Raw genomic sequence first — 13,136 nt, forward strand, 5'->3', positions numbered from 1 at the left:
GCCTTCACGCTACACGAGTTGTTTTGAATTGCTAAAAATACCAGGCGAGCCGCGAGTCTGATCAGACGAACCGGACGGTCTGCTGCAGGCGGGTGCGGACGTCGAACAGCTCGTTGCCGCCGATCGCCCGTGCCCCCGGTACGCCCTGGCGCAGCACCATCGCCAGTGCGCTGCGGCGAACGACGACCACCGGGACACCGCGGATGCTTCCCAGTGGCGTGACCGCGAGTGCGAGGTCGTCATCGGGCAGCACGATGATCGCACCGCCGAAGCGCACCTTGGCCGCGCGCGACAAGGATCGCATGCGGGCGAGCAGCGTGGTGACCGGCGCGCGATGCCCGAGGCTGGGGCCGGTGATCTCGCCCCTGCGGAATCCGACGACGCCGCCGAAGTCCTCCGACATCACGCCGTACAAGCCTGAGGGGCTCAGCACGACGTGGTCGAGCTTGTCCTCGGGATCCGTGCCGACGGCGACGTCGTGCCACACGGTGAAGCCCATGCCGAGGTCGGCGACCGTGCGTGCGGTCGTCTCTTCGGCAAGGGCGTCGGCCAGCAGGCGGCGCAGTTCGCGTGGCGCCTGCCGTACGAGTGCCGGGTCGTACGGGTCGGGAACCTCGACGCCGTGACCGGCCCATTCCCGGATGAGCAGCAGGTAGCGCTCCCGGCGCCATCCGCCCGGATGACCGTACGATCGGGCTCTCGGGCGCGTATCCGTCCGAGCGGCCGGCGGGCGCCATCCGCTCCACTCGCTCTGCGCGGCGAATCCGTGACCGCGGTCGTACGCGGCTCGTCCCTCCGGGGTGCCGACGAGCTCCCAGGCGTACTGCACCTGAATGAACACCGCCGCATCGCCGCCGGTGTCCGGATGCGTCTGACGCATCCGGAGTCGGTATGCGCGCCGCAACTCGTCGTGGTCGACCGTGGGCGCGACGCCGAGTACCTCGTACGCCGAGGCGGAGAGCGGACTGTCGAACATCGCTCTCCCTCCGACCGCGGCATCCAGGATATCCCGGCTGCTTGTCGGGCCTGTCTCAGGAGGCGCGAGAAGGGCCGGCGGGCCTCCGGCCCGGCCGATGACCGTCAGCGATCGACGAAGGACATCTGCTGCGCGTTGTACCGGTCGCCGCTCACACCGACCCGGGCGGCGAGGAGGTCGAGGTCGGCGACCTCGTCTGCGGAGAGCGCGACGGCGGCGGCACCGGCGTTCTCGGCGATGCGAGACGTGCGGCGGGTGCCGGGGATCGGCACGATCCAGGGCTGGCGGGCGAGCAGCCAGGCGAGGGCGATCTGCCCGGCGGTGGCCTGCTTGGCCGCGGCCAGTCCTGCGATCTGACCGACCAGCGCCTGATTGGCTGCTCTGTTCTCCTCGGAGAAGCGCGGGATCGTGCCGCGGATGTCTCCGGCGGCGAAGTCGGTGTTCTGGTCGACCGTCCCGGTGAGGAATCCCTTGCCGAGCGGGCTGAACGGTACGAAGCCGATGCCGAGCTCGCCGAGGACGGGCAGGATCTCCGCCTCCGGATCGCGGGTCCACAGCGAGTACTCGCTCTGGAGAGCAGTCACCGGGTGCACGGCGTGGGCGCGGCGGATCGTGTCGGCGGATGCCTCGGAGAGCCCGAAGTGCCGCACCTTGCCCTCGGCGATGAGCTCGCCCACGGCTCCGGCGACGTCCTCGATCGGAACGGCGGGGTCGACGCGGTGCTGGTAGAAGAGGTCGATGACGTCGGTGCGCAGGCGTCGCAGCGACTCCTCCGCCACGCGACGGATCTGCTCCGGCCGGCTGTCGAGTCCGACGCTCTTGCCGTCCACGATGTCCCAGCCGAACTTCGTGGCGATGACGACCTCGTCGCGGATCGGCGCGAGCGCCTCGCCGACGAGTTCCTCGTTCACGTACGGTCCGTAGACCTCCGCGGTGTCGAAGAAGGTGACGCCGAGATCGAGTGCAGAGCGCAGCACGCCGATCATCTCCTCGCGCGTGCCGGGATTCGGTCCGTAGCTCTGCGACATGCCCATGCAGCCGAGTCCGATGGCCGAGACCTCGAGGCCCTGTCCGAGAGTGCGCGTGTGCATGAGTGGTCCTTTCATCGTGGAGACCGTGTGATCCCGACGCTACGCCCGGTCCGTACCGACGCGGGAGGGTCCGCTGGTACCCCTCTATGCGGGAACGTCGACGATGCGCTCGCCGCCGAACACCGGGAGGACCGCCCCGCCGGATGCCGCGGCGAGATCCGCCGAGAGCCGGTCGAGTTCCTCGGCCGGAACCCACGCCTCGAGCACCGCGGTGGCGCCGTAGAGCGGCGAGCCGAGGGTCGATCCGTGCTGTGCGACCCACTCCCGCAGCAGGTTGTCGAATCGCCCGGCATCCGCGTGCGCGACCTCGATCGTCACCTGCTTCAGCGATTCCCGGCGCAGAAGCGACGCGCCATCGAGGGCTTCCGAGACGGCCGACGAGTAGGCGCGCACCAGTCCGCCGGCGCCGAGCTTCACGCCGCCCCAGTACCGCGTCACGACGGCGACCACGTCGGTCAGTTCGCGGCGGAGGAGCACCTCCAGCATCGGCACGCCCGCGGTTCCCGACGGCTCGCCGTCGTCCGAGGAGCGCGCCTGATCTCCGCGCAACCCGGTGATCATGGCGGTGCAGTTGTGCCCGGCATCCCACGCCCGCTTGCGGATGCCGGCGATCACGGCCTCTGCCTCCGGGACCGAACGGACCGGCTCGATGCGCGCGATGAAGCGGGACTTCTTGATGACGATCTCCTTCTCCACGGCGGCGGCGATCGTCGCCGGATAGGAGCTGCCGGAGGTCATCGACGCAACGATACCGGTGCGTGATGCGCGGAGACGGTCGCACATCGTCTGAAAGGTGGAGATCGGGTTCCGCCTTCTCCTCGATCCCCGCCTGCGATGCTCCCGATGGACTGGGGGAATGCTCCGTGCGCTCCGCTCCCTGCCCGAACGTCTCACCTCCCGTCGCGGCTCCTGGATCGCGCTGGCGATCGGGATCCTCGCTCTCGTCGCCGTGATCGGTGCGCTCGGCCGGGCCTCCGTGCCGGCGGGGAACGCCGCCGCGCCCGCCGCATCCGAATCCTCCCTGGCCGCCGCGGAGGCGGAGACCTTTCCGGATGCCGATGAGCAGACCGTCCTGCTCGTGGCGAGCAGAGCGGACGGGGCCGAGTTGGCCGCTGATGATCTCGAAGCCTTCGCCGGACTGCTCCCCGCGATCGAGGCGGAGACGGGGGCCACCGCATCCGGGCCGATCCCGAGCGAAGACGGCGAGGCGGCCGTCCTCCCGGTGACCGTCGAGATCGGCGACGACGACGAGGGCGCCGAGACCGCGGTGCACGGCCTTCGTACCTTGCTCGAGGAGCACCCGCTCGACGGCCTGACCGTGCAGGTCACCGGCGGGCCCGCATTCGGCGTCGATGTCGCCGCCGCCTTCGATGGCGCCGACTTCACCCTGCTGCTCGTGACGCTCGGCATCGTGGCGCTCCTGCTCGTCCTCACCTACCGATCCCCGGTGCTCTGGATCGTGCCGCTCGTCGTCGTCGCGCTCGCCGACCAGGCCGCGAACAAGGCGACCGCGGCGATCGGCACCGCGATGGGGCTGCAGTTCGACTCCGGGATCGTCAGCGTGCTGGTGTTCGGGGCCGGAACCAACTACGCCCTGCTGCTCGTCTCGCGGTATCGGGACGAGCTGACCAGGGAGAGCGACCATCGCCGCGCACTCGTCACCGCGTGGCGGCGCACGGGACCCGCGGTCCTCGCCTCGAACGCGACGGTCGTGCTCTCGCTGCTGACGCTCGTGCTCGCGGTCATCCCCGGAACCCGAGGACTCGGCATCGCCTCGGCGATCGGACTGATCATCGCGCTCGCGGCCGTCCTGCTGGTGCTGCCGCCCGCGCTCGCGGTATGCGGACGCGGTGTGTTCTGGCCTTTCGTGCCACGGGTGAGCGAGGACGGCTCGTCCACGCCGGCGGGGGGCCGGGGCTGGCGGGCGGTGGCGACCGGAGTAGCGCGCCGCCCCTGGCTGCCGCTGCTCGGCGGAGTCGCCCTGCTCGGCGTGCTCGCGACCGGCGTGCTCGGCGCTTCCGTCGGGTTGAGCCAGGCGGAGAAGTTCCGGGTGCCGTCCGAGTCGGCGGTCGGACTCGAGGTGCTCGGGGAGCACTTCCCACCCGGCGAGGCGCAACCCATGATCGTGCTTGTCGACAGCGCGGAGGCGGATGCCGCGACCGAGGCGATCGAGGGTGTCGACGGCATCATCCGGGTCACGCCGGCCGGCGAGAGCTCCGACGGGGACCGGACGCGGCTGGTCGTCACCGGAGAGCCCGCACCCGGCACCGATGAGAGCCTGCGTCTCGTGGAAGATGTTCGGAAGGCCGCGCACGGCGTCGCCGGAGCAGGCGCCCTGGTCGGCGGACCCGTCGCCGTCGATGTCGACGCGCGTGCCGGCAACCTGCAGGACTTCCTGCTGATCGTGCCCCTCGTTCTGGCCGTCTGCCTGCTCGTGCTCATGATGCTGTTGCGCGCCGTGGTCGCGCCGGTCGTTCTCCTCGTCGTGAACACCCTGAGCGCCGTCGCGGCGATCGGCGCGGGAACCTGGATCAGCCGCACAGTGTTCGGCTGGGACTCCCTCGACCTGCAGGTGCCGCTGCTGTCGTTCCTGTTCCTGGTCGCCCTCGGTATCGATTACACGATCTTCCTCGTGCACCGGGCGCGCGCCGAGGCCGGATCTGTGGGGACGACGGCTGGCATGGTGAACGCCGTCGCCTCGACGGGCGGCGTGATCACCAGCGCGGGCATCGTGCTGGCCGCTGTGTTCGCCGCTCTCGGGCTGCTGCCGCTGGTCACGCTCGGCCAGATCGGGCTCATCGTCGGCATCGGCGTGATCGTCGACACGTTCGTCGTGCGCACGGTGGTCGTTCCGGCCTTGTTCGCGGTGATCGGCGACGCGATGTGGTGGCCTTCTCGGGCACCGCGGCCGCCCCGCCAGAGGGAGCAGAGCGAAGCGGGAGCGCAGGGGGAAGAATGTGAGGATGCCCAGACGCACTCCTTCCCCTCAGCAGTCCGCTGAGGACGCGGCCATTGTGGCGGAGTCGGGAGCGCGAACGCGCACCTGGGCCGGGCTGGTCGGCGCGATCCGCATCGGGCAGGCCGCGATCGCTCTCGTGCTCACGGCCGTCGGCGCCGTGCGCGCGGTCGGTGACGGCATCCCGCTGCCGTGGATCCTCGCGGTATCGTTCGTCTTCCTCGGCTGGTACGCCGGCGGCCTGCTGCTGGCCGAGCGCACCGGCGACCGCCGGCTCGCCACGTGGTGGCTGCTGGGGCTGACGCTCATCTGGCTCGGCGCCGTGGCCGTCTCCCCGGAGTACATCTGGCTCGCCTTCCCGCTCTGGCTGCTGGCCGGCTTCGTGATGCGGATGCCGTGGGCCGTGCTGCTGAGCGCGATCGTCCTCGCCGTCGTGATCGCGGCACCGGTGCTCCATCACGGCGAAACGAGCTACGCGAATGTGATCGGTCCCCTTGTCGGCGGGGTCTTCGCGCTGGGAATCTCGCGCGGTTATCTCGAACTCGTTCGAGACGGCCGCGAACGGCGGCGTCTGATCGCCTCGCTCGTCGCCACGCAGGAGGAGATGGCGGCGCTGCAGGACGAGCTCGCCCGCACGCAGCGCGAGTCCGGGGCGAGCGCCGAGCGCACCCGGGTGTCGCGCGATATCCACGACACCGTGGCGCAGAGCGTGTCCTCGATCGGGATGCTGTCCCGTTCGGCCCTGGAATCTGATTCGGACGCCGACCGCGCCCGCGCGCTGGAGCAGATCGGCGCGCTCGCCGCGGAGGGGCTCGCCGATGCGCGGCGCATCGTGAACGACCTCATGCCGGCGGAACTCGACGGCACGGCCCTCGGTGATGCGCTCCGGCGGATGCTGCAGCGGTTCACCGCCGAGACCGGGATCGCCGCGACGCTGCACAGCGACGACGATCTGCCGTCTCTGGGACTCGATGTCGAGGTCGCGCTGCTGCGCACGGCGCAGTCGGGGTTGGCGAACGTCCGCACGCACTCCGGCGCGGCGCTCGTGGTGGTGACACTGGCGGATGCCGGCGACGCGGTGCGCCTCGACGTGGTCGATGATGGGCGAGGCTTCGATCCGGCGCGGCTGGACGCGCCCGGTTCCGGCGGCGGCTACGGCCTGCGCGCCATGCGGGCGAGACTGCGGGAACTCGGCGGAGGCCTCGATGTGGAGAGCGCCCCCGGGGACGGCGCCGCACTCTCGGCTCACGTGCCGCTCGGGGGTCGGTCATGACCGCCGTGCGGGTGCTTCTCGTCGACGACCATCCGATCGTGCGCGCCGGCGTGCGTTCGCTGTTCGACCGCCGTGATGACGTCGACGTCGTCGGCGAGGCGGCTTCTGGCGAGGAGGCGGTGGTGCTCGCCCGGCACCTGCATCCCGACGTCGTGCTGTGCGATCTGCGTCTCGGCGACGGCATGGACGGCGTGCAGACGACGGCAGCGCTGCGGTCGCAGCATCCGGCCCCTGCCGTGATCATCCTGACGACCTTTGACCGGGATGCCGAGATCCTCGGCGCGATCGAGGCGGGAGCCGCCGGATACCTGCTCAAGGACGTCGCGCCCGACGACATCGTGCACGCGATCCGCCGCGCTGCCGCCGGCCAGCTGGTACTCAGTCCCGAACTCACCGAACGTGTCGTGCAAGTGATGCGTGCCCCGCGGGTGCGGCTGACCGAGCGTGAACTCGACGTGCTGCGGCTGCTCGACACCGGTGCGTCGAACCGCGAGATCGCGAAGACGCTGTTCGTCAGCGAGGCCACCGTGAAGACGCATCTGGTGCACATCTTCGACAAGCTCGGTGCCGACAGTCGGGCCCGTGCGATTGCGATCGCCCGGGACACCGGCGTGCTCTGACCGGATCTCAACCGTTCGATGGATTCACGCGACAGGCGCCGGCGCGAGGCTGGATTCAGTCTCGAAAGGATCCCCTTGCGCAAGCTCTTCTATGCCGCGTTCGCCTACATGCTGATCGGCGTCGCCTCCGGCCTCTTCTACCGTGAGTTCACCAAGCTCAACGACTTCCCCGAGGGTCAGTCGACACAACTCGGCCTCGTGCACACGCATCTGCTCGTGCTCGGCTTCGTCGTGCTCCTGATCGTGCTGCTGCTGGAGAAGGCGTTCGGGCTTTCCGAGAGTCGCCTGTTCGGCTGGTTCTTCTGGGTCTACAACGCCGGACTCGTGCTGACTTCGGCGATGCTGGTGTGGCACGGTTGCCTCACGGTGCTCGGTCAGGAGTCGTCGAAGATGATCGCCGGCATCGCGGGCGTCGGCCACATGCTGTTGACGGCCGGGATGGTGCTGCTGTTCCTCGCGCTGCGCACGCGCCTGTTCGCAGTGAAGCCCGCCGTCGCTGCCGACTGAACGATCCGCAGGCGGAGCGGAGAAAAACGGATGCGGAGCACCGAATCGATTCGATAAGCTGACGGGAATGCACCCAGTGACGGGTGCATTCCACGATCCGCCCCCGAGTTCTGCGAGCCGCTTCTCTCATGGCCACCCCCCTCACCACGGGCAAACCGTGGCGCGTCATCCTCGCCTTCGCCGTGCCGCTTCTCATCGGCAACGTCGTCCAGCAGCTGTACCAGTTCGTCGACGCGGTCGTCGTCGGCCGCCACCTCGGCGTGGACTCGCTCGCCGCCGTCGGGGCGACCGGCAGCCTGCTCTTCCTGCTCCTCGGCTTCGCCTGGGGTCTGACGAGCGGCTTCGCGATTCCGATCGCACAGGCATACGGAGCGCGTGACGACGCCGCCGTACGCCGATCGGTTGCGGCCGGGGTCATCCTCACCGGCATCGCGAGCGTCATCCTCACCATCGGTGCGCCGCTGATCGCTGCGCCGACGCTGGCGCTGCTGCAGACACCGCCGGAGCTGATGGACGAGGCCGTCGTGTTCACTCAGATCAGTTTCATCGGCGCCGGCGCGACGATGTTCTTCAACTACCTCTCGGCGATCATCCGGGCGATCGGCGACTCGCGCACTCCGCTGGTCTTCCTCACGGTCTCCTGCGCGCTCAACGTCGGTCTGGTCATCCTGATGGTCGGCCCCCTCGCCTGGGGCGTGGGCGGGGCGGCGCTCGCGACGGTCGTCGCCCAGGCCGTCTCGGTTCTGCTCTGTCTCGAATTCGTCCGGCGCCGGCTGCCGACGCTGCATCTGAGTACGCAGGACTGGCGCGTCGATCGTGCCGAGCTCGCCGAGCACCTGCGGCTCGGCCTGCCGATGGGTTTCCAGGCATCGATCATCGCGATCGGGACCCTCACCGTGCAGGTGGCGCTGAACACGCTGGGTGCAGACGCCGTGGCCGCCTACACGACCGCGTCTCGAATCGACGGTCTGGCCGTCGCACTCCTCGGCTCGCTGGGGCTCGCCGTCTCGATGTACGCGGCGCAGAATCACGGCGGGCAGCGGCCGGATCGCATCCGCCGTGGCGTCGTCCAGGCCACATGGATGGCGGTGGTCGTAGCCCTCGTGCTCGGCGGGCTGCTCATCGCCTTCGGGGTTCCGATGGTGCGGTTGTTCATCGGAGACGGTTCCGACGAGGTCGTCGAGCTCGCCCACCTCATGCTCATCGTCAACGGATGCGGCTACTGGGCGCTCGGCGTGCTGTTCGTGCTCCGCGGCGCGTTGCAGGGCCTCGGCCACACCCTCGTTCCGACGGTGACCGGTGTGATCGAACTGGTGATGCGGGTGGGCGCAGCGGTGGTGCTGGGCGGGATCATCGGGTTCACCGGCGTCGCCCTGAGCAACCCGCTGGCCTGGGTCGGGGCGATCCTGATGCTCGTGCCGGCGTACGTGAGCGCGCACCGCGCACTCGGACGGATGCCCGTGTCGCCGGCCGAGCCGACGGCGACGTCGGCGATCGCGATCGTCGGCCCGACAGACGGGTCGATGGTCGTCGATGCCGTCTTCACGCAGCCGGTGCCGATCGTGCGACCTTCGCGCCGCCGTCTCCTGAAGCGACGCTGACCCGCACTCCGATCCGGAATGTCCTCCTACGGGATGACCCTGATCGGCCTTGAGGTGGATGTCTTCGTCACGTACATTTCATAGTGTCGAATGGTGCGGAAGTTCCGCAGACCGGGGGGTCATCATGACAACAACGCTGAGCGTGGCTAACGGACTTTCGGCGATCATGGTGCCGATCGGAATCGTGGGGGCGGCACTCGCCGTGATCTGCGCGATCGTCGCCGGTATCGCGATCATGCGCGGGGCGGCAGGCCTGTGCGGAGGAGCGGTCGGGCTGTGGATCCCGTGCGCGATCGTGAGCGCCTCGGCCTCCTTCGGAAGTCAGTGGATGCCACTGCAGGTGTCCGCCGCAGCGCTGATCGGGATGCTCGTGATCGGCGCCGTCGTGCGTGCGATCGTGAATACGGCGCAGGCCCCGGCGACCGGCAGTGCCGCGACGCCGGTGGTGGCGCCGAAGGCTGCTCGCGCGGCGACCCGCACGGTGGCACCGGTGACCGGAACGCTCGCGGTCCAGAAGTCCGCTCACGCGGCGTAGAGCGCCGAAGGTCACCGCGGCAGCAGCCCGCTGCCGTCGCGCAGCTCGAACACGAGCTGGGTCTCGGTGCCGCGCACGACCGGATGGATCGTGATGTGCTCGAGCACGATGTCGCGCAGCGCCGTGGCGTCCTGCACCGCCACGTGCACCAGGAAATCGTCGACCCCCGCGACATGGAACACCTGGAGGACCCGCGGGATGCCGACGAGGGCATCGAACAGGGCGATGACCTTCGGTCCGGTGTGATTCGCCAGCCGCACCTTGATGATCGCCTGCAGCGGGAATCCCAGCGCGGCCTCGTCGACGCGGATGCGGGTGTCGCGGATGATCCCGCGAGTGCGCAGCGCACGCACCCGGTGCGCGCACGTGGATTCGGCGAGCCCGAGCCGGTTGGCCAGTGCCTTGTTCGTGATGTCGGCATCGCGGGTGAGGACGGCGAGCAGCTCCAGGTCGATCTCGTCGAGAGGGCTCGCGACTTCTTGTGCTTTCATCAACTCACGCCTCCTCGATACCGCAGATGTTGCACAGAATAGCGGCAATCGCCCTGATTCCAGCGGACTCAATCGATTCTTACCACTGGCATTGTGTTTCCGGCAATGTGGAGGGATGACTGCACCGCTGCATCCTGACACCGTCGCCGTCCACAGCGGCCGTTCCGACCTCGAGGGACTCGGCGTGCACGCGCTGCCGATCGACCTCTCCACGACGAACCCGCTTCCGGACATCGAGCGCGGCGGCGACTCCTATGAGGCGATGGCGACCGGCGGCCGGCCACCCGCCGACGGCAGCATGGTCTACGCCCGGCTGTGGAACCCCACGGTCGCCCGCTTCGAGGAGGCGCTCGCGGAGCTCGAGCACGCCGAGGCGGCCGTCGCGTTCTCCTCCGGCATGGCCGCGATGACCGCGGTGATCCTCGCCCACTGCGCGGCGGCGGGCAAGCCTCACGTCGTCGCGGTGCGTCCGCTCTACGGCGGCACCGACCACCTCCTCGGCTCTGGATTGCTCGGCGTCGAGACCACGTACTGTCACCCGGACGAAGTTGCGGCATCCGTCCGCCCGGACACCGGTCTCGTCGTCGTGGAGACGCCGGCCAACCCCACCCTCGAACTCACCGACATCGCCGAGATCGTCCGGCAGGCGGGAGGCGTGCCGGTGGTCGTCGACAACACCTTCGCGACGCCGGTCCTGCAGAATCCGATCGACCTGGGTGCGGCGATGTCGCTGCACAGCGCGACGAAGTACCTCGGTGGGCACGGTGACGTCATCGCCGGCGTCGTGGCTTGCAGTGAGGAGACGGCCGAGGCGCTGCGCCGCGTGCGCGCCGTCACGGGCGGGCTGCTGCATCCGCTCGGTGCGTACCTGCTGCACCGCGGACTGACCACACTGCCGGTGCGCATGCGCCAGCAGCAGGAGAATGCGCGGCAGATCGTGCAGTGGCTGATCGACCGTCCCGAGGTCGCCGAGGTGTACTACCCGGGCCTCGACGGCGACCCGCACGGAATCGTCGCCCGGCAGATGCGCGGCACCGGAGCGATGATCGCGATGCGTCTCAGTGGCGGTTACGCGGCGGCGAGTTCCATCGCATCGGCGGTGGGACTGTTCACCCACGCTGTCTCGCTCGGCGGGGTCGACTCGCTGATCCAGCATCCTGCCGCCCTCACGCACCGCCCGGTTCCCCCCGAGGCTCGGCCGGCCGCCGACGTGCTCCGCCTCTCGATCGGTCTGGAGAATGTCGACGATCTGATCGCCGATCTGCGCCAGGCGTTCGAGGCGGCGCCGGCGGGGCAGGATGCTGCCGCATCCGTCCTCACGGAGGCCCTGCACCCCATTCGCTGAGCCGGGCCGCATTCCGCGGCGTTTGTGCACTCCAGACAAGAAACTCAGTTCCAGGTGCGGTGAAACTTGATGCCGACGGGCAAGGTTCTCACAACCAGGAGGACGGCCCATACGCTCGCCGGTGGCAACGACGCCACTGACCCCTGGAGTCCTCAATGACGAGTACAAGACCCCACGCGCACGGCCTCGGCATGCGCATCACCGTGATCGTGCTCAGCCTGCTGCTGGCTGCAATGGTGATCCTCTATTTCGCCACCACCGGCCGGATCGCCGCCGGCGCTGCCGAACTCGCCGATGGCACGACCTCGGCGCAGGAGGGCTCCGCCCAGCTCGCGGCCGGTGCCGACGACCTCGCCGACGGTGCGGGCGACCTCGCCGAGGGCACCGAGAAGCTCTCGACGGGGGCGACCAACGCCCACGTCGGATCGGAGAAGCTCAGCGCAGGCGCGGCGAACGCCGCGGCCGGGGCGGTGAACCTTGCTGCGGGGGCGGACACTCTCTCGATCGGCGCATCGAACGCCCTCGCCGGGGCGGGGCGGCTCAGCGCCGGCGCGCAGTCTGCCCTGTCGGGTGCGCAGCAGCTGTCATCGGGCATGGCCCGAGCGGATGCCGGTGCAGCCACGGCGCTCTCGGGCGCGCAGCAGTTGTCAACGGGCATGATCACCGCAGACGCCGGGGCGCAGTCAGTGCTCGACGGCGCGACCAGGCTCGCTGCCGGTGTCGCCGGGGCTCACCAGTACTCGTCCGGCGTCCTCGCCAAGGCGTCGGAGTTCAGCACCGCGCTGTCGTCGAAGGTGACGCCGCAACTCCAGGGGCTCGCCGCAGAAGAGACCAGGGTCGCGCTCTCGAACGTCGCCGCAACGGCGCCGGGAAATGCGCAGACGCTCGCGGATTCGATCGCCGCGCTCGCTGCGGCCGATCCGAGCAACGCCCAGCTTCAGGAGCTCGCCAGGCTCGCTGCCGGTGTCGACCAGCAGGTCGACGCGCTGGCGGCACCGGCCGCGACAGCACCCGTGCTCGCTCAGGGCGTGATCGCGGCCTCGCAGGGCGCGCAGCAGCTGGTGGGTGGCGTGAACGCGATCGTCGCGGGCGACCCGACAAAGGGATGGCCCGGCACGGTGGCCCTCGTCGATCCGGCAGCGGCTCCGGCGCTCGTGAAGGGTGCGCAAGCGCTGAAGGACGGCACATCGAAGCTCTCCGCCGGCGCGTCCACGCTCGCATCCGGATTGCAGCCGCTGAAGGATGGCACCGCGGGACTGGCGGGCGGTGCCTCCTCGCTTGCCGCTGGCTTGGAGACGCTCTCGACCGGCGCGATCTCGTTGCACGATGGCACCGCGAACCTCAGTTCCGGTGCAAGCCGACTCAACGACGGTGCGGCGTCCCTCGCAGAGGGCACTGCGACGCTGCACTCCGGCGCAGCCGGTCTCGTGTCCGGCCTCGATGCGCTGTCCGAGGGTGCGACGACGGTCGCGAAGGGAACCGACACCCTGGCTGCCGGGGGCGACAAGCTCGCCACCGGTGCGACCGGCCTCGCCGAGGGCAACGGTCTGATCGCCGAAGGAACCGGAACACTCGCCACGGCGACCGCTGGTGCCGCCCCGACGGTTCTCCCCTGGGCGCTCGGGATCGGACTCGTCGGACTCATCGCGCTCGGATTCTGGATCGGGCACCGCGTCAGTCACCGCAACCGTCTCGCAACGGCGTGACGGCACCCGGAGCATCCGGGTTCCTGCCAGCCGCA

Annotated in this window: 12 protein-coding genes; 8 read left to right on the plus strand and 4 right to left on the minus strand. The window is 69.8% G+C overall.

The window, feature by feature from the left end; genetic code table 11:
* Positions 1–61: 61 nt before the first annotated feature.
* The 3 genes from MRBLWO13_RS05465 to MRBLWO13_RS05475 all read right to left on the minus strand — a co-directional run bounded on the left by MRBLWO13_RS05465 (position 62) and on the right by MRBLWO13_RS05475 (position 2,805).
* Positions 62–976, minus strand: a complete 915-nt coding sequence (locus tag MRBLWO13_RS05465) for a DnaJ domain-containing protein (protein ID WP_341976790.1) — start codon at positions 974–976, stop codon at positions 62–64.
* A 104-nt stretch (positions 977–1,080) separates the two neighbouring features.
* Complete coding sequence (locus tag MRBLWO13_RS05470) at positions 1,081–2,067, minus strand: aldo/keto reductase (protein WP_341976791.1); 987 nt, start codon at positions 2,065–2,067, stop codon at positions 1,081–1,083.
* An 84-nt stretch (positions 2,068–2,151) separates the two neighbouring features.
* Positions 2,152–2,805: a YigZ family protein gene (locus MRBLWO13_RS05475; protein ID WP_341976792.1), complete on the minus strand. Its 654-nt coding sequence runs from the start codon at positions 2,803–2,805 to the stop codon at positions 2,152–2,154.
* Positions 2,806–2,923: 118 nt separating this feature from the next.
* On the opposite strand from MRBLWO13_RS05475, the gene MRBLWO13_RS05480 reads away from it, so the two are divergent.
* The 6 genes from MRBLWO13_RS05480 to MRBLWO13_RS05505 all read left to right on the plus strand — a co-directional run bounded on the left by MRBLWO13_RS05480 (position 2,924) and on the right by MRBLWO13_RS05505 (position 9,559).
* Positions 2,924–5,068 (plus strand): MMPL family transporter, encoded by a 2,145-nt coding sequence (locus tag MRBLWO13_RS05480; protein WP_341976793.1) that lies wholly within the window; start codon positions 2,924–2,926, stop codon positions 5,066–5,068.
* Positions 5,031–6,296 carry a sensor histidine kinase gene (locus MRBLWO13_RS05485; RefSeq protein WP_341976794.1) on the plus strand — a complete coding sequence of 422 codons (1,266 nt, stop codon included), beginning with the start codon at positions 5,031–5,033 and terminating at the stop codon, positions 6,294–6,296. Before MRBLWO13_RS05480 ends, MRBLWO13_RS05485 begins: the two co-directional genes overlap by 38 nt.
* The gene (locus MRBLWO13_RS05490; protein ID WP_341976795.1) at positions 6,293–6,916 is read left to right on the plus strand and encodes a response regulator transcription factor; all 624 of its coding nucleotides are present in this window, start codon (positions 6,293–6,295) and stop codon (positions 6,914–6,916) included. Before MRBLWO13_RS05485 ends, MRBLWO13_RS05490 begins: the two co-directional genes overlap by 4 nt.
* 75 nt (positions 6,917–6,991) lie before the next feature.
* Positions 6,992–7,423 (plus strand): DUF2871 domain-containing protein, encoded by a 432-nt coding sequence (locus MRBLWO13_RS05495; RefSeq protein WP_341976796.1) that lies wholly within the window; start codon positions 6,992–6,994, stop codon positions 7,421–7,423.
* Between the two features lie 128 nt (positions 7,424–7,551).
* Complete coding sequence (locus MRBLWO13_RS05500; RefSeq protein WP_341976797.1) at positions 7,552–9,024, plus strand: MATE family efflux transporter; 1,473 nt, start codon at positions 7,552–7,554, stop codon at positions 9,022–9,024.
* A 124-nt stretch (positions 9,025–9,148) separates the two neighbouring features.
* Positions 9,149–9,559 carry a hypothetical protein gene (locus MRBLWO13_RS05505; RefSeq protein ID WP_341976799.1) on the plus strand — a complete coding sequence of 137 codons (411 nt, stop codon included), beginning with the start codon at positions 9,149–9,151 and terminating at the stop codon, positions 9,557–9,559.
* 11 nt (positions 9,560–9,570) lie between these two features.
* Here MRBLWO13_RS05505 and MRBLWO13_RS05510 read toward each other — a convergent pair whose 3' ends face one another.
* Complete coding sequence (locus tag MRBLWO13_RS05510) at positions 9,571–10,050, minus strand: Lrp/AsnC family transcriptional regulator (RefSeq protein ID WP_341976801.1); 480 nt, start codon at positions 10,048–10,050, stop codon at positions 9,571–9,573.
* 115 nt (positions 10,051–10,165) lie between these two features.
* On the opposite strand from MRBLWO13_RS05510, the gene MRBLWO13_RS05515 reads away from it, so the two are divergent.
* Together MRBLWO13_RS05515 and MRBLWO13_RS05520 are read left to right on the plus strand one after the other, a co-directional pair.
* Positions 10,166–11,395 (plus strand): PLP-dependent aspartate aminotransferase family protein, encoded by a 1,230-nt coding sequence (locus tag MRBLWO13_RS05515; RefSeq protein ID WP_341976803.1) that lies wholly within the window; start codon positions 10,166–10,168, stop codon positions 11,393–11,395.
* A gap of 155 nt (positions 11,396–11,550) precedes the next feature.
* Positions 11,551–13,101 carry a hypothetical protein gene (locus MRBLWO13_RS05520; RefSeq protein WP_341976805.1) on the plus strand — a complete coding sequence of 517 codons (1,551 nt, stop codon included), beginning with the start codon at positions 11,551–11,553 and terminating at the stop codon, positions 13,099–13,101.
* Positions 13,102–13,136: the final 35 nt, after the last annotated feature.

Origin of the sequence: Microbacterium sp. LWO13-1.2 (assembly GCF_038397725.1) — a bacterium.
GTDB lineage: Bacteria > Actinomycetota > Actinomycetes > Actinomycetales > Microbacteriaceae > Microbacterium.

Bases quoted from the DNA above. Each gene is read 5' to 3' on its own strand.
- MRBLWO13_RS05465 (WP_341976790.1), bottom strand. From the start codon at position 976: ATGTTCGACAGTCCGCTCTCCGCCTCGGCGTACGAGGTACTCGGCGTC.
- MRBLWO13_RS05470 (WP_341976791.1), bottom strand. From the start codon at position 2,067: ATGCACACGCGCACTCTCGGACAGGGCCTCGAGGTCTCGGCCATCGGA.
- MRBLWO13_RS05475 (WP_341976792.1), bottom strand. From the start codon at position 2,805: ATGACCTCCGGCAGCTCCTATCCGGCGACGATCGCCGCCGCCGTGGAG.
- MRBLWO13_RS05480 (WP_341976793.1), top strand. From the start codon at position 2,924: ATGCTCCGTGCGCTCCGCTCCCTGCCCGAACGTCTCACCTCCCGTCGC.
- MRBLWO13_RS05485 (WP_341976794.1), top strand. From the start codon at position 5,031: ATGCCCAGACGCACTCCTTCCCCTCAGCAGTCCGCTGAGGACGCGGCC.
- MRBLWO13_RS05490 (WP_341976795.1), top strand. From the start codon at position 6,293: ATGACCGCCGTGCGGGTGCTTCTCGTCGACGACCATCCGATCGTGCGC.
- MRBLWO13_RS05500 (WP_341976797.1), top strand. From the start codon at position 7,552: ATGGCCACCCCCCTCACCACGGGCAAACCGTGGCGCGTCATCCTCGCC.
- MRBLWO13_RS05505 (WP_341976799.1), top strand. From the start codon at position 9,149: ATGACAACAACGCTGAGCGTGGCTAACGGACTTTCGGCGATCATGGTG.
- MRBLWO13_RS05510 (WP_341976801.1), bottom strand. From the start codon at position 10,050: ATGAAAGCACAAGAAGTCGCGAGCCCTCTCGACGAGATCGACCTGGAG.
- MRBLWO13_RS05515 (WP_341976803.1), top strand. From the start codon at position 10,166: ATGACTGCACCGCTGCATCCTGACACCGTCGCCGTCCACAGCGGCCGT.
- MRBLWO13_RS05520 (WP_341976805.1), top strand. From the start codon at position 11,551: ATGACGAGTACAAGACCCCACGCGCACGGCCTCGGCATGCGCATCACC.